Annotated in this window: 16 protein-coding genes; 3 read left to right on the top strand and 13 right to left on the bottom strand. The window is 34.3% G+C overall.

Annotated elements, in window-relative coordinates; genetic code table 11:
• Positions 1-8: 8 nt before the first annotated feature.
• The 9 genes from AC3QL1_RS18155 to AC3QL1_RS18115 all read right to left on the bottom strand — a co-directional run bounded on the left by AC3QL1_RS18155 (position 9) and on the right by AC3QL1_RS18115 (position 9,615).
• Entirely contained in the window at positions 9-395 is a 387-nt protein-coding gene (locus AC3QL1_RS18155) for a VOC family protein (protein ID WP_492493549.1), read from the bottom strand.
• Between the two features lie 80 nt (positions 396-475).
• Complete coding sequence (locus tag AC3QL1_RS18150; protein WP_492493548.1) at positions 476-685, bottom strand: hypothetical protein; 210 nt, start codon at positions 683-685, stop codon at positions 476-478.
• A gap of 11 nt (positions 686-696) precedes the next feature.
• On the bottom strand, positions 697-1,077 hold the full coding sequence (locus AC3QL1_RS18145) for a DoxX family protein (protein ID WP_492493547.1): 381 nt from the start codon (positions 1,075-1,077) through the stop codon (positions 697-699).
• Positions 1,078-1,463: 386 nt separating this feature from the next.
• Positions 1,464-1,913, bottom strand: coding sequence for a hypothetical protein (locus AC3QL1_RS18140; protein WP_492493546.1), 450 nt, complete (start codon positions 1,911-1,913; stop codon positions 1,464-1,466).
• 368 nt (positions 1,914-2,281) lie between these two features.
• Positions 2,282-3,700: a TolC family protein gene (locus tag AC3QL1_RS18135; protein ID WP_492493545.1), complete on the bottom strand. Its 1,419-nt coding sequence runs from the start codon at positions 3,698-3,700 to the stop codon at positions 2,282-2,284.
• Positions 3,701-3,830: 130 nt separating this feature from the next.
• Entirely contained in the window at positions 3,831-7,001 is a 3,171-nt protein-coding gene (locus AC3QL1_RS18130) for an efflux RND transporter permease subunit (protein WP_492493544.1), read from the bottom strand.
• 11 nt (positions 7,002-7,012) lie between these two features.
• A complete protein-coding gene (locus AC3QL1_RS18125; RefSeq protein WP_492493543.1) occupies positions 7,013-8,155 on the bottom strand; it encodes an efflux RND transporter periplasmic adaptor subunit in 1,143 nt (380 codons plus the stop codon).
• Between the two features lie 318 nt (positions 8,156-8,473).
• Positions 8,474-9,067, bottom strand: a complete 594-nt coding sequence (locus AC3QL1_RS18120) for a TetR/AcrR family transcriptional regulator (protein WP_492493542.1) — start codon at positions 9,065-9,067, stop codon at positions 8,474-8,476.
• A gap of 320 nt (positions 9,068-9,387) precedes the next feature.
• On the bottom strand, positions 9,388-9,615 hold the full coding sequence (locus AC3QL1_RS18115; RefSeq protein WP_492493541.1) for a DUF2683 family protein: 228 nt from the start codon (positions 9,613-9,615) through the stop codon (positions 9,388-9,390).
• Positions 9,616-9,844: 229 nt separating this feature from the next.
• Here AC3QL1_RS18115 and AC3QL1_RS18110 point away from each other — a divergent pair, with 229 nt between their 5' ends.
• Both AC3QL1_RS18110 and AC3QL1_RS18105 read left to right on the top strand, forming a co-directional pair.
• On the top strand, positions 9,845-10,858 hold the full coding sequence (locus AC3QL1_RS18110; protein ID WP_492493540.1) for a zinc-binding alcohol dehydrogenase family protein: 1,014 nt from the start codon (positions 9,845-9,847) through the stop codon (positions 10,856-10,858).
• Positions 10,859-10,952: 94 nt separating this feature from the next.
• A complete protein-coding gene (locus AC3QL1_RS18105) occupies positions 10,953-11,396 on the top strand; it encodes a cupin domain-containing protein (RefSeq protein ID WP_492493539.1) in 444 nt (147 codons plus the stop codon).
• A 172-nt stretch (positions 11,397-11,568) separates the two neighbouring features.
• On the opposite strand, the gene AC3QL1_RS18100 is transcribed toward AC3QL1_RS18105, so the two are convergent.
• The 3 genes from AC3QL1_RS18100 to AC3QL1_RS18090 all read right to left on the bottom strand — a co-directional run bounded on the left by AC3QL1_RS18100 (position 11,569) and on the right by AC3QL1_RS18090 (position 13,008).
• Positions 11,569-12,069, bottom strand: coding sequence for an SRPBCC family protein (locus AC3QL1_RS18100; protein WP_492493538.1), 501 nt, complete (start codon positions 12,067-12,069; stop codon positions 11,569-11,571).
• Positions 12,066-12,386 (bottom strand): ArsR/SmtB family transcription factor, encoded by a 321-nt coding sequence (locus tag AC3QL1_RS18095; protein ID WP_492493537.1) that lies wholly within the window; start codon positions 12,384-12,386, stop codon positions 12,066-12,068. Before AC3QL1_RS18095 ends, AC3QL1_RS18100 begins: the two co-directional genes overlap by 4 nt.
• Before the next feature lie 184 nt (positions 12,387-12,570).
• Positions 12,571-13,008 carry a VOC family protein gene (locus tag AC3QL1_RS18090; protein ID WP_492493536.1) on the bottom strand — a complete coding sequence of 146 codons (438 nt, stop codon included), beginning with the start codon at positions 13,006-13,008 and terminating at the stop codon, positions 12,571-12,573.
• Positions 13,009-13,626: 618 nt separating this feature from the next.
• Here AC3QL1_RS18090 and AC3QL1_RS18085 point away from each other — a divergent pair.
• Complete coding sequence (locus AC3QL1_RS18085; protein WP_492493535.1) at positions 13,627-14,175, top strand: type 1 glutamine amidotransferase domain-containing protein; 549 nt, start codon at positions 13,627-13,629, stop codon at positions 14,173-14,175.
• Between the two features lie 754 nt (positions 14,176-14,929).
• On the opposite strand, the gene AC3QL1_RS18080 is transcribed toward AC3QL1_RS18085, so the two are convergent.
• Positions 14,930-15,448, bottom strand: a complete 519-nt coding sequence (locus AC3QL1_RS18080) for an outer membrane protein assembly factor BamB family protein (RefSeq protein ID WP_492493534.1) — start codon at positions 15,446-15,448, stop codon at positions 14,930-14,932.
• Positions 15,449-16,136 lie beyond the last annotated feature (688 nt).

The following is a 16,136-nucleotide window of genomic DNA, read 5'->3' as shown; positions in this document are numbered from 1 at the left end:
CTCATTCTTTAAATTGTCAATTTATCAACCGACGTGATCCACCACGTATTTCCAAAGGGATCTTTTACACCGCAAGTTCTTCCGTAATTCTGGTCGCTTAATTCCATCAAAACCGTGGCGCCTTCGTCAATTGCTTTTTTAAAACTTTCATCGGCATTGGGCACATATACAAATAAGTTGGCTGTTTGCACTTTCCATTCTTTGGTTTCATCTGTCACCATAATGGTGCTGTTATGCATCGTAATTTCTGCATGCTGAACCGTTCCGTCTTCGCGTAATAATGGCGCCTGTAATTCAGTAGCATGAAACACTTTTTTTGTGAACTCTATAAAGTTTAATGCGCCATTTACAACTATATAGGGCATTACGACCTGATGATTTTTAGGAATATTCATTTTTCTGCTGATTTAAAATTAGTATTAAACCAAATTTACGATTTTTAATTAAACTTCTAAAAATCAATAATTTGTATGTCTTATGGCAGCACTTCGCAATGGTAACCATAAGAATTTAAAAGTTCGATGACGGTATGATTGGCAATCGATGAAGCATGAACACGCAAAATTTTATCACAATCCTCAAGATCAAAATTGATGATGCTGTTTGGGAAATGCTCAAGAAGTTTCCCCACAATCATTTTTGACTGCTCGGCTTCCTGAACATTTGTTTTAAAAACTTCTATCATCGTTTTGCGGTTTATAAAGCGATATTTTTGTAACGCTCAATTTTATGATGATAGATATAAGAAATCGCCAGAATCACTAAGAAAATCAAAGGAAAGAAAGATTGAAAATCAACTCCGTCAACAGCAAAATGACTTATTGAAGCAAATATAAAATCGAAAGCAAATCCTGCGTAAGCCCATTCTTTAACACGATTTGGCACTTGCGGAATGACTAATATCAGTACGCCTATAATTTTAAAGACAACTAAAGCATTCCCAAAATATTCAGGATATCCAAGATGTTTGATTCCTTCTTTTGCCAGTTCAGTTTGAGAAGTAAGTGCCGGCATAACGCCTTCAAACAGGAAAATAATAATAGTTGTAATCCAGAAAATCATCTTTGCTTTTTTCATTGGTTAATATTTAAATAGTTATTAGTTAATTAATTACTACAAATCTACCAATGTTATTTATTTTTATAAATAGGTATTTACGACTATTTTAGGGTCATTTGGGACAGATGTTTGAATTTTAGATTTTAGATTTTAGAGTAAAGAGTAAAGAGTGAAGAGTGAAGAGTGAAGAGTAAAGAGTGAAGAGTACAGATTTTAGATTTACCGCAAAGTATGTCATCCTGACGGAGGAAGGATCCCCGCAAGAAACTCCGCATTGCAAATCGCCATTCTTTGTTAAGCTACTATTGAAGATCTTTCTTCGTCAGTATTATAAGATTGAAAATAAAAAAACCGATAAAAACTTAAAAGCTTTTATCGGTTTAATATTCTATTCATTTTACAATTTAATCGGCATAATGGTAAATGCTTTTCTTAATTGTATTGTTTATTTTCTGAAGCGTTACTTCTGTCACGCCGCCCTGATAATTCATGAAAATAGCCACTTTGTCTTCTGTGATTTCATAATCAATGGACATTAATCCGTTTTGATTGACTTCCACAGATTTATTTTCGGTGGGAATCGAACTTAAAAAATAATTCCATTCTTCTACTTCTTCATTTTTGATGATATTTTGATAAGCCTCATCAATATCAGTATTTTTTAAGATACATTCTCTTCCTGAACCCATTTCTACTTCAACATCCTTGCAATCTTCATTTTTGTCATTTTCTTTTTTTACTTCAGAAGTCACAGCTGCAGGCTTTTTAGTTTCTTTTAATTCTTCCTTGGAATCGTTGTTTTTACAATTGGCAAATACTAAACACAAAAGGGCGATGCAGGCTATTTTTTTCATAGTGATAAGTTTATTTTGGCGTAAATTAAAGTGGTTGTTTTTCGATGGCGAATATATTCAATAAAATTGTTCTAATCCAATTTTCTCACAAATAAGTTAAACCGGTGGTGTACTATATAAAAATTTAATTAAACACATAGAAACATAGAATGTATGGTTTTGAAAAAAGTAAATCAAAAAGAAACTAGTTTCTCACACATAGCTATGTTTGTTAATGCAAGTGAAACGCCTTTTTTGAGTTTAATTATGCTATGTTTCTATGTGTTAAAACCAACGATTTAAGTTATTTAATTTAATAAAATAAAAAAACGCTGCAAAACCGAAGTCCTGCAGCGCATCTCAAATAAATAATTAATTAAAAACGGGTATTATCTCCAGCCTCCGCCCAAAGCACGATATAAATCGGTGTTGGCAGAAAGCTGTTGTCTTTTAATGTCTGCTAATTCTAATTCGCTTTGTAGTAAATTTGCCTGCGCAGAAAGTACTTCCAGGTATTCAGCCATTCCGTTTTTGAATAACAGATTCGAATTTTTAATGGCTTGCTGTAATGTTTTTACACGTTCCTGCAAGAAAGTTTCCTGTTGTTCCAGTTTTTCTACTTTTACCAAAGCATCAGACACTTCGCTTACGGCAACCAAAACAGATTGTCTGAAGTTTAGCACTGCTTTTTCTCTTTCCGCGACAGCGATATTATATTGCGTTCTCACTCTCTTATTGTTCAGTAAAGGCTGTGTTAAACCTCCGGCAACAGTTCCGAACAATGAAGCCGGAATGTTGAACCAATTACTGGTTTCGAATGAATTGACACCACCCTGAGCTGTAATTTTAAGTGACGGATATAAATCAGCTTTTGTGATTCCAACATTGGCATTGGCTACTTTTAAAGCTAATTCGGCGCTTTTTACGTCCGGTCTTCTGCTTACCAAAGTAGACGGAATTCCGATTTTGTTATTGTTTTTTACTTCAATAGCACTCAAACGCGTAGTTCTTTCTTTTGAATTTGGAAAAGATCCTGTCAAAACACTCAAAGCATTTTCCTGAATCGCAATGTTTTGTTCCAATAAAGGAATCAATTGCGCCGAACTTAATCTCTGTGCTTCAGATTGTTGAATTCCTAATGAAGTAACTTGTCCGGCATCGAATTTTAATTTGATGATATTTGTTGTACTGTCATTTAACTGAACATTTTGCTTTGCGATTTCTAATTGCGCATCCAGCATCAAAAGATTATAATATCCTTTTGAAACATTCGCAACAATATTGGTCTGCAAGGCTTTTTTAACTTCTTCGGATTGAAGATAACCTGCATAAGCGCCTTTTTTCTGATTTCTGATTTTTCCCCAGATATCCGCTTCCCACGAAAGTGAAGCTCCGGCAGAATAATCGTCAATATGTTTTTGCCCCAGAGCCTGATTTAAATTCATTCCCGTAAAACTATTGTCAGACGGATTGCTGGTACTGGCATTCACAAATAAATTAACCTGAGGAACATTTCCCCATTTTGATTGTGTGAATCTGTATTGCGCAATTTCGATGTTTTTAGTCGCAATCTGCAAATCATTGTTTCTGGTCACTGCACTGTCAATCAGCTGAATAACATCTTTCTCTGTAAAGAAATTTTTCCACTCCACATCGGCAATACTGGTGGTATCGGTTGAAGCTGATACATTCCTGAAATTCTCAGGAAATGCATCTTTTGGAGTTTCAATATCCTTAGAAACCTTACAGGATATTATTGTGGTGATCAAAATGGCGACCATCACGATTTTGGTTATATACTTTTTCATTTTATATGTTGTCATTAAATTTCTGTACAAGTATCCTTTCTGTTATCCAGATCTTTAGCGATTTTGTACGATATATAGGCGATGCCAAAAATGATGGTCACCAGAATTGTCGTTATATAATTTTCCATTCTTATTTTTCTTCTTCGTTATGAATTACAGCTACCGGTTTTCCGGAAAACGTTTCTTGTAAATGTTGGAATACGATAAATAAAACCGGGATGATCAACAAGCCAAGAATTACTCCCGAAACCATACCTCCGGCGGCACCAATACTAATAGAGTGGTTACCCTGAGCCGATGGTCCTGTGGCGCTCATCATCGGAATTAATCCCACAACGAAAGCCAGTGATGTCATGATAATTGGACGCAAACGTAATTTTGCAGCATCTATAGAAGCTTTTACCAATGCCTGACCTGATTTTCGTTTCTGCACCGCAAATTCGACAATCAAAATGGCATTCTTGGCGAGCAGTCCAATAAGCATAACAAGTGCAACCTGTACATAAATGTTGTTTTCGATTCCGGTCAAGCCGATGGCTACGAAAACTCCAAAAATACCTGCAGGGATCGAAAGAATTACTGCTAAAGGCAAAATGTAACTTTCATACTGTGCAGCAAGTAAGAAATAAATGAATATCAAACACAGTAAGAAAATTGTTGCCGATTGACCTCCTGACGAAATTTCTTCGCGGGTTTGTCCTGAAAATTCAAATCCATAACCTGCAGGCAATTGTTGTGCTGCTACTTCTTCAATTGCTTTAATGGCATCTCCGGAACTAAATCCAGGTTTCGGAATCGCATTTATACCAATTGAGTTAAATAAATTGTATCTCGAAGCGGTTTCAGAACCATAAATACGGCTTAGTTTTACCAGCGTATTTAACGGGACCATTTCGCCATTTTTGTTTTTTACAAACACACGGTCAATCGCTGACGGATCAGCTCTGTCTGCAATATCAGCCTGAACCACAACTCTGTAATATTTACCAAATCGGTTAAAGTCAGAAGCCTGTGCGCTACCAAAATACGCCTGCATAGTTTGCAGAATGTCTTTTACTTTTACGCCTAACTGATCTGCTTTTGCATCATCAATATCCAATTGCAATTGTGGATAATCGGCTTTAAATGAAGTAAAGGCTACAGCAATTTCCGGACGTTTCATCAATTCTCCAATGAAGTTTTGAGAGATTCCGCTAAATTTATCCAGTTTACCTCCGGTTTTATCCTGAAGTACTAAATCCAAAGCCTCTACGTTACTAAATCCGGGAACGGTTGGGAAACTAAATACGAAGAAACTTCCTCCTGAAATCGCGCCTAATTTGCCACGAACTTCATTCATGATTTCGTCAATATTTTTCACTTTTCCGCGTTCTTCATTTGGTTTCAGCAATACGAAAACAACGGCTGATGATGGGCTTGTTGAGTTTGTCAATAAGTTAAAACCTGAAATTGCGGTTACAAATCGTGATGCATCAAGACCTCTTAAAGTGTTTTCTGCTTCGGTCATTACTTTTTGCGTTCCGTCAAGAGATGTTCCCGAAGGCGTATTTACTGCAATGGCAATAAATCCCTGATCTTCTGTTGGAATAAATCCTGAAGGTGTTGTTTTAACCATTACCACAGTTGCGAAAGTAATTAAAGCCAAACCTCCTAAACTCACCCATTTGTTACGAATTAAGAATTTTAATCCGCCCACATAACGGTTTGTTAATGAATCAAAACTTTTGTTGAATCCGTTAAAGAATCTTTGTTTAAATCCTTGTTTCACATAAGGAGCGCTTCCGTCTGCATTTGGCGCGTGATTATCTTTTAAGAATAAAGCGGCAAGGGCAGGGCTCAATGTTAAGGCATTTACTGCCGAAATTACAATTGCAATTGCCATCGTAAAGGCAAACTGACGATAGAAAACTCCTGTGGAGCCTTCCATAAACCCAACCGGCAGGAATACAGCAGCCATTACCAGCGTAATCGAGATAATAGCACCCGTTATTTCGTGCATTGCTTCATGTGTTGCTACTTTTGGAGACAAATGTTTATGCTCCATTTTAGCATGCACGGCTTCGACAACCACAATCGCATCATCCACCACAATACCAATCGCCAGAATTAAAGCGAAAAGCGTTAAAAGGTTGATCGAAAAGCCGAATAATTGCATGAAGAAGAACGTTCCTAAAATTGCTACAGGTACAGCAATGGCCGGGATTAATGTTGATCTGAAATCTTGTAAGAAGATAAATACCACGATAAATACCAGGATAAAAGCTTCTAATAAAGTATGTTTTACCTGATCGATCGATTGATCTAATGATACTTTTGTACTGTAAAAAATATTGTGTTTGATACCTGTTGGGAAATCTTTTGAAGCTTTCTCCATCATTTTGTTAATCGCAACCTGAATATCATTGGAGTTAGAACCCGCTAACTGAATCACTCCAATTACAATTCCTTTTTTACCATTCAAACGGGTTAAACTGTTGTATGAATAAGCGCCAAGCTCTACTCTGGCAACATCTTTTAAACGAAGAATAGAACCGTCTGCATTTGAACGAATCGCAATATTTTGGTAATCTTCCGGTTTGGTTAATTTTCCTTTGTATTTAATTACATATTCAAAAACCTCTTTACTTCTTTCTCCAAATTTACCCGGAGCAGCCTCTAAACTTTTGTCCTGAATAGCTGCCATAACTTCATTTGGCGTCACATTGTAAGTCGACATTTGAGTTGGGTTTAACCAAACTCTCATCGAATAATCTTTAACCCCGCCAAAAATACTGGCAGAACCTACACCGGGAATACGTTTAAGTTCCGGAATAATATTAATTTGAGCATAATTGGCCACAAAAGTCTGATCGTATTTTGATTCGTCTTCTGTATACATACCAATGGCCATAATAAAACTGTTTTGTTGTTTGGCGGTAATTACACCTTGCTGAACAACCTCTGCAGGCAATTGACTTGTCGCCTGAGCCACTCTGTTCTGCACGTTAACGGCAGCCTGATCGGCATCTGTACCTAATTTAAAGAAAACAGTAATAGCAAGAGTACCATCGTTACTGGCAGTAGAACTCATGTAAGTCATGTTTTCAACACCATTTATAGATTCTTCCAGAGATGGCGCAACAGAACGTAAAACCGTTTCTGCATTTGCTCCCGGATAAACAGCCGTTACCAAAACCGATGGCGGTGCAATATCAGGAAACTGTTGTAAAGGCAATTTTGTAAGTCCAAGTACACCCAGGATCACCAATAAAATGGAGATAACAGTTGCCAGTACAGGTCTTTGTATAAATATTTTGAACATTTTCGTAAAAATTATTTTTTATTAATGATTTGCGCAACCTCACCAGTTGCTTTTTGAGGCTGGATAACCTGACCTTCCTGAAGTTTGTCAATTCCGCTTAACACAATTTGATCACCCGATTTTACACCATCGCTAATCAGATAGTTTGTACCGCTTTTACCAATAATTGTGATAGGCATTTTGTTTACTTTATTGTCTTTGCTTAAAGTGAAAACAAACACTTTATCCTGCATTTCAATAGTTGCTGATTGCGGAACAAGGATGGCATCGTCATGATTGATTCCCAAACGAATTTTTCCTGTGTTTCCAGAACGTAAAGTTCCGCTTGCATTAGGGAAAGTCGCTCTTAGAGTAATTGCACCGGTAGTTTTATCAAACTGACCGTCGACCATATCAATTTTTCCTGATTTACCATAAGCGCTGTTATCAGCCAAGATCAAAGTTACAGGAGGTAATTTTTTGATTTTATCACCCAAAGTATTTCCGGCGTATTGTGATTTGAATTTGATGAAATCAGTTTCTCCTAAAGAGAAGTAAACAAAAACTTCATGTACATCAGATAATGTTGTTAACGGATCAATATCAGATGCTGAAACTAAACTTCCTTGTTTTTTAGGCAATCTTCCAATGTAACCACTCACTGGGGCTGTCACATTTGTATATCCTAAATTAATTTTGGCAGATGCCACCATTGCTCTTGCCTGTTCGATATTGGCGGCAGCAATTTTTTGAGAAGCTTTAGCTGTTTTTAACTGATAATCAGAAACTACTTTATTTTGTACTAAAGGAGTCAGCTTATCAACTTCTAACTGTGCGTTGATCAAAGCAGCCTCATAAGCATGAAGACTTGCCAAAGCATTGTTTAACTGTTCACGAAACGGACGTTCGTTTATTTTGAATAAAGTCTGACCTTTATTTACATAAGCACCTTCGTCTACAAAAACACGGTCAAGATTTCCGCTTACTTGTGGGCGAATCTCGACATCAACAGTTCCTTGTATAGAAGCCGGATATTCAGAATCAGTAACAGCATTTGAATTCTGGATAGCTAAAACTGGCAAAAGTGGAGCCGCAGCCACCGGAGCCTGTTGTTTATCTGCACAACTACTTAGTACAAGCGCAAGAATAAAGCTGGTTATAATTACATTTTTCATTTTAATATTGGTTTTAATTTGTTGGACATTCTCGTTTTTAAAAATTTTATTTGTGGTATTATTTAGATTCATATTTATATCTATTAAATTTTCTAACGTTGTTAAGTAAATTGATGCAAAAATTCATATAATAATGCATTCGAATTATGTTTCATAAATTGGTATTAAATTATTTATCGCTGTTAAGTAAAGAGCTAAAAAAAGCCTGGTATTACTCTATTAAATTTTCTAACGTTGTTAAGTAAAATTGTAAAAAAAAGGATTTGCAAATTTACCCATTAAATCATTTATCACTGTTAAGTTAAAATGAAATTTTTTTTATTGTATTGATTTTATGATTCCGCCAATCGCATCTTTTAGGATTTGATTGTTGATTGTTTCCATTACTTCACTTCTGTTGATGATGTTAATCGCGATCAAACCGTGAATAACAGAAAAGAAAGTAAAATACTTTTGTTTGATTACTTCCGGACCTGGATTACTGTTTTTCATAATTTCAGCAATCACCGCTGTAAATAACTTATACGGAGCTTCGGCAGCAGAACATTGCTGAGAGCAACAGTTCATTTGTACGCCAAACATTACCTGATACATTTCGGTATCTGTAAAGGCAAAATCCCAATACGCCATCCACATCGCTTCGATTTGTTCCTCTGGTTTTTCAAATTTAGCTTTGGCATTTTGAAGTTCTTTTGCTAATTTTATAAAACCTTTTCCGGTCAATTCGGTTAAAATAGCCTCTTTGTTAGAGAAATATTCATAAATGATAGGTGCGGTGTATTCAATTTTGTCGGCAATCTTTCGCATACTCAGACCTTGCCATCCTTCTTCTTTTACGATAGCGTAAGCAGCTTCAAGAATGTTATTTCTTGTCTCTTCTTTTTGTCTTAAAATACGATCTTTACTTGCCATTTTATTTAAGTATTAAATTGTTTAACACTGTTAGGCAAATGTATGGCGGTTTTTCTGATTATGAAATAATATTATCATAATATTTTCTTATTGTTGTATAGACAAATGTCAAAACCCTTGGAAAGCCTTATATTTATTGAACTTTTGAAATTCAAATTATTTTAAGAAGAGGATCATTTTCATATTTCAAGAGAATTTGTCCAGCTTTTCACTGTATCTTTTATGGCATACCCTGCCATAAAGGGTGCCGTTTTCATCGGGGCTAGGCGAGAAAATGTCTTATTTATAATTTTCTCTCATAAATCTATAAAAAGAAAATCTTATAATTCATGTTTGTTTTTGAGCTCGGTATAAATTGATTCAGCATCTTTGTAGAGCGTTTTATCTAAATTTATCTGGCTATCTAATATTTGTTGCTGCTCAGCTGATAGGTCATAATGTTTTAAATTTGTTATGTCAAATTTTATCTTTAGTGCTTTCATAAAAGCTTTAATAGCTTCAATTTGAGAAGCATCTTTCGTATACGCTGTGATGTTAATTGCCTGCATGCTTTAAAGTTTCCTAAAGTTGATAAACAAAGTTAAGATAGAAGTCTAATTTTAATGCTTTAATCATTATAGTTTTTTGTAAACGAATTTATATGGGAGAAAATACTTGGAAAAAAAAATTGAATTTAAAATGACAAATATATACAAATTCATAGCAAATTTGTACCGTAAATAACGAATTTTACTTGTATATATTTGCAGTATCAGTTTAAATCAAAAATATATAAATATGAAAGCAGTAGGATTTAAAACCTCATTATCAATACAAAAAGAAGATAGTTTTATTGAATTTGAAACTCCAAAACCAATTCCGGGATCACATGATTTACTAGTTAAAATCCAGGCTGTTTCTGTCAATCCCGTAGATTTTAAAATACGCCAGAATAGCGCCAAAGAAACAGTTTTAGAAAACCCAAAAATCATTGGCTGGGACGCAGTAGGAATTGTTGAAGCCATTGGCGACAAAGTAAGTTTGTTTAAAACAGGTGATTCCGTTTTTTATGCCGGCGATCTTAACAAACAAGGCAGCAACGCCGAATATCAACTTGTTGACGAGCGCATTGTAGGGCGAAAACCAAAATCACTTTCGATCGAAGAAGCAGTCGCACTACCATTAACCGGTTTAACGGCCTGGGAAATATTATTCGACCGAATCCGTATTAATCCCGAAAAAGATAAAGGAAAAACAATATTAATAATTGGCGGAGCAGGCGGCGTTGGTTCAATCGCCATCCAACTCGCCAAAAAAATAGCCGGATTAACGGTAATCGCTACAGCTTCACGTCAAGAATCTATAGAATGGTGTAAACAACAAGGCGCCGATTTTGTAGTAAATCATAAAAACTTGATTGAAGAAGTGCGCAATGCCGGTTTTCAGCACGTAGATTTTATCTTGGATTTTGTGGATGTAAATCAGTATTGGGATGCATTTGTAGAGTTAATAAAACCACAAGGACATATTGGTTCGATAAGTGATCCTGTCGGAAACGTAAACCTGCGTCAGTTAAAAGGTAAAAGCGCCAGTTTTCATTGGGAATTGATGTTTACAAGATCGATGTTTCAAACAGAAGATATGGTAGCGCAACATCACATCTTAAACCAATTAGGGGATTTATTAGATAATGGTACGATTCAGTCAACTTTAAAAACAACTCTAAATGGTTTAACGGTTTCCAATTTCAAAAAAGCACATGAACTATTGGAATCTGGAACTACAATTGGTAAGATTGCAATTAAGTTTTAAAGATTATATTTTATGAAAATTAAAAGCAAGCTTAATTGGCTTGCTTTTTTTATGTAGCTAATTTCATTTTTTTGTATTATTACAATAAAAAATCATGAAACTATCAACCACCATTAAAGCTGCAATAGTGACTTTAATAACACACCAATCAATTCAGGCTCAGGAGGTAAAAAAAGAAGCCACTCCCATAAAATATACCATTGAGAATTGCGTCAATCACTTTGAATTGGAGAAAGCCACAAAAACAAAAGTGGGTTATCAATACTGGTTTGCCGATAAAAACTTCACTCAGGAAAACACACTCAAAATGAGTATCGTTGAACCCGGAAAATCAACGCACGCTCCACATCATCACGTAGAGGAAGAATTCTTTTATATCCTCGAAGGAACAGCTCAATTCTATCTTGACGGAAAAACGGCCGTTGTCGGACCAAACACCAGTTTTTACTGCCCGTCAAATGTAGAACACGGAATTAGTAATGCCGGAAATACCGATTTAAAGTATTTGGTTATTAAAAAGGATTTAAAAGGGAAATGATAAAATCTTGCAATCCCTATAGCTATCGGGAGCAAAGAAGCAAGTTTTTTTCACGCAGATTTTAAAAGATTTAGGCAGATTTGAGCAGATGATTATCATTTAATAAAAAATTAATCTGCTTAAATCTGTCTAATCTGCGTGAAAAAAAACTTAGACTTTATAATATCATTAATTATTGTTTAGATAACGTTTCCAATAACTTTTCCAAATTATCAATCGTCATTTTAAAGCCTTGTACGAAGCCCATTTCAATCATTTTCTCCATACGTTCCAGAGATTCATTAAAAATCTTAATATCTACTTTTGTAATGCCGTTTTGTTCGCTAAAGGTATAATCCCAATCAGAACCGGGTAATTGTCGGTTTTCATTTTCGTCTGCAAACGTATTATACATTTTAAAATTGGTTTTCGGAGTAATTGAAGTAAATTCCTGAACCGACCAGCACTCTGTTCCATCAGGACCTACCATAGCGTAAAATCTTCGTCCGCCCACTTCAAAATTCATGTATTTTGTTCTGGCCGAAAAAGGTTTTGGCGCCACCCATTGATCCAAAATTTCTGCTTTCGTAAAAGTATCCCAGACCAAAGGCAATTCTGCCGCAAATTCCCTTGTTATCGTTACTGTTTTTGATGGTTTGTCTACCGTAAAATCAAATAATAAATCTGTTTTCATTTTTTTTGGTTTTTCATTGTTAATAATATATCGTCAAGCTGGTTAAATGCGGTTTCCCAAATTTCTCTAAATTGTTTCAGCCACTTATCAATTTCTTTCATTTTTTCAATTTGAAGTGAATAATAAATTTCCCTGCCTTGCTGTTCCTGTTTTATCAAATCACATTCGGTAAGTATGCGAAGGTGTTTCGAAATAGATTGTCGTGTCGTGTCAAAATTCTCTGCAATCGCATTTGGCGTCATGGCCTGCGTTGCAATCAAGGCAATAATCGATCGTCTTGTTGGATCTGCAATTGCCTGAAAAACATCTCGTCTCATAATTTCTTCAACTATTTAAGTTAATCATAATCAAGTCACAATTTTTTGCAACTTAGATTGTTACAAGATAAAAAAATGTTTAACGCAGATCTTGGAGATTGAGGCAGATTTAATTTAATAATTAATTAAATATTAATCTGCAGCATCTGCTTACATCATTTTAAATCTGCGTGAAACAAAAAGTTTATACTTTCCCGTTTTTAGGATCAAAATCGATCATCCACTGCACGTTAAATTTATCGGCAAACATTCCAAAATAATTTCCCGACGGACCATAACTTATAGGCATTTCGATTCTGCCGCCATCAGAAAGTCCTACAAATAATTTAACGGCTTCTTCCTGGCTATCAACACTAATAAAGATCGTAAATCTATTGTCGGTTTCCGTTACTTTTCCCATACTTGTCATCGTATCACTTGCCATTAACGAATTACCTTTTCCAATTGGTAAAGCAATGTGCATGATTCGCTCTGCGTCAATTTCCGGAATTGGATATTGCTCGCTGGAAATATCTTTATAACGGGAAACTTTCGAAAACTCCCCGCCAAAAACCGATTTGTAAAATGTAAATGCTTCTTCAGCATTTCCGTTAAAATGAATGTAAGGATTAATAAGTGCCATATTTTTATTTTTTAAATTAGTAATTAAGAAGCCAATCGGTTGCAAATATAAATGCAACTATTCGGTTTCGCAAATTTTTTGACAGTTATTTTTAAAAATATTTTATTTAATGGATTTGATAGTGAATGGGTTAGTGTTTTTTTTATTTCACGGAGTTGCGCTGAGAAGGCGCAGAGATTCTCAAAGTTTTGTCTAATAGTTTAACTAAAAATGTTGCAATCCTTATAGTTATCTAAAGCAAAATCACAAAGTTTTATAATTATTTTTTGATACCCCAATTGTCACCCTGAGCGAAGTCGAAGGCTTATGAAACCGATTTTAAAAATAATCTCGCAATCACGATAGTTATCGGGAGCAAAGGTGCAAAGTTTTTCTTTATATGAAAGAGTTAGTTAGTCGCCAAATTTAATAAATTGTTTTCTTGGCTTTCCTGCTATAAAATAGTAAACCAAATTCACATGAAATTTATATAATTTTAATTTAATTTTTCATAAAAATTTGAAATTCAATTAATTAACTTTTTTTAAAGAAAGGTTTAACATGCTCGGTTTTCACTGGCTATCTGAAATAACTAATTTTAACTAAATCAAATTAAATAACGTTTAAATATTTAAAATTATGAAAAAGAATATAGCCATATTAGCAACAAACGGTTTTGAAGAATCAGAATTAGCATCGCCAAAAGCTTATCTTGAAGAGCAAGGTTGGAATGCAGATATTGTCAGTTTAAAATCAGGAACAATAAAATCTTGGAAAGACGGTAATTGGAGCAAGGAATATAATGTTGATGTAGTACTAGATCAGGCAAATGAAGCAGATTACGATGCTTTGGTTCTTCCGGGAGGAGTTATAAACCCTGATTTATTAAGAAGAGAAGAAGCTGCAGTAAATTTTGTACGTTCTTTTTTTGAAAGTAAAAAACCAGTAGCAGCTATTTGCCATGGTCCTCAAATTCTGGTGGATGCTGATGTTTTAGAAGGTAGAAAAGTGACTTCGTTTTTCTCTGTTAAAAACGATTTAATAAATGCCGGAGCCCAATGGGAAGACTCGGAAGTAGTCGTAGACAATGGACTAGTGACCAGCCGAAACCCAAATGATTTGCCTGCTTTTAATAAAAAAATGGTGGAAGAAATTAAAGAAGGAAAACACGAGCGTCAGACAGTTTAAAAAAATGCTTTTATTTATCAAGTTATAAAAAATGCAAGACCAATTTTGGTCTTGCATTTTTTTTATTGCCAGTTAATTATCATGTGGTTGATGATTTAATTACTTTGCGGGCGCGAAGTCAGAGACGTTGCGCAGTGTTTGGCGAGAGCACTTCGGACAGCGGGGATTTAATCACCAAAAAACAGAATGTAGTTTTCGTTAGTGTTTGCCTGAAAATTGTTTCTTTTAATAATTGTAAACCTTCTTCTAAATGTCTTTTATTAAATTCTTGATCTTCGCTTTCATCATTATGCCAGACACCTGGGTAAATATCATTCAGATTGAAATTATCAGCGTTGTAAAAATCTAGAATTTATTATTTTCAATCGTATGTAGAATCGAATTCACCTGACCAATTGTTGTTGGATCTATAAAATAAGTAGAAGTTGATTCGGGAAAATCTTCAAAATTGTCAAAATCAATTTCACTGAAATCAATTTCTTTACCAATAAAATTTTGCGGGTAAAAAAACTTGTCTAAAGATTCCGGTAATTGTTGATTATTATAAGATGAAAAAGGTAAATTAATCCTTCAAAATTTTGATCAAATATGGAAGAATTATTTTCACTGAAATCGAAATTAAAAGATTCATAATTCTTAGAAAATTCTTCAAAATTATTTTTACTGATTTGATATAAATTTACACTTTGACTCATTTAAGTTTGATTTTACTTTATTGATAATTTTTTTTATTAAAATTTGCAATGAATTTAGGTTATTCTTTTCTCATATAATGTTTTATTTCTTTCCCTGAATTTTTATCAAATTCATAAACATCATGTGTTACAGTTGTAACCACGAAGTTACCGTTGATGCTATTTAGTTTATATCCTGTATAATCTAGTCTGGGCTTGATTGACCATAATTTTTTGCCGTCTAAAGAAAAGGAATAAATATTACCCACATAACTCATATAAAAGAGTTGATTAGTACTAATACAAACGGGTTGCGAAGCAAAAAAATCTACTTCATTTTTCCATTCTACTTTTTTAGTTTTGAGATTTAGACAATAAAGATAATTTTTGCCTTTTGAAATATTTATGGTATTTACAAAAAGAAAATTGCCTTTAATTATGCCGTTTTGTAATCCTCTTGAATCATATTTATTATTCCATCGCTCACCAACTTTTAATTCAGGGTAAGGTTTTGTCGGATCATGTTCGAATTTATTATTTTGACACGCAAAAAGCATGAATAAGCAAATAAAAGCAAGCATGTTATTCATATATTTCATAAGATGCTTTTAGGAATGGGTTCGAGAATCAAAAATAGCATTAATATTATAATTACTTTTATAATTATTATTGTTGAAACAATAATGTATTACATTACGTCTTCTCAATTTTTTATCTTGAACATGCATGTATTTTTTTTAAAATATATTTTGAACATTTTTTTTATTACGCCCTTCTCCGTTAAGATGTTCGCCAATTTTTAAACTGAAATATTGTAGTTAAACATAGAAATACATTTCTGTCAAAAATATCAATTACCATTCTAAACAACCACGTTTTTTGGATGTTTTTCACGATAAAAAAGATTGGAATGATAGCAGGAAATAACTTCAAAATAAAATTTAAATTCCAAAAGTCATCGTTTAAAATTTGGTTTCATGAGCCTTCGACTACACTCACGGTTACAATTGAATAATTCAACTTCGTTTTCAATAATGTTAATTATAAAACTTTGTGCCTCTACATTTGCGCACAAATAACGTCAGCATTCGAAACAAAAAACTCAGCGAATCTCCGCGCTACCTTTGTGAATCTCCGCGAAAACATAAAACCCCAAAACCATAAAACAAAAAAAAGGGCAGCACTTTTATCAGAGTGCTGCCCTCAAGGCAAATTGATTTGCATTTAAACCATTGCGGATTTAAAATGCCGCATTTAATAATTGCGTACAGTTTTTGGTAAACTACT

The sequence above is a fragment of the Flavobacterium sp. GW823-FHT04A11 genome (assembly GCF_058796535.1).
Note: the sequence above shows the minus strand (reverse complement) of the source record. Positions and strands in the feature narration are given on the sequence as shown.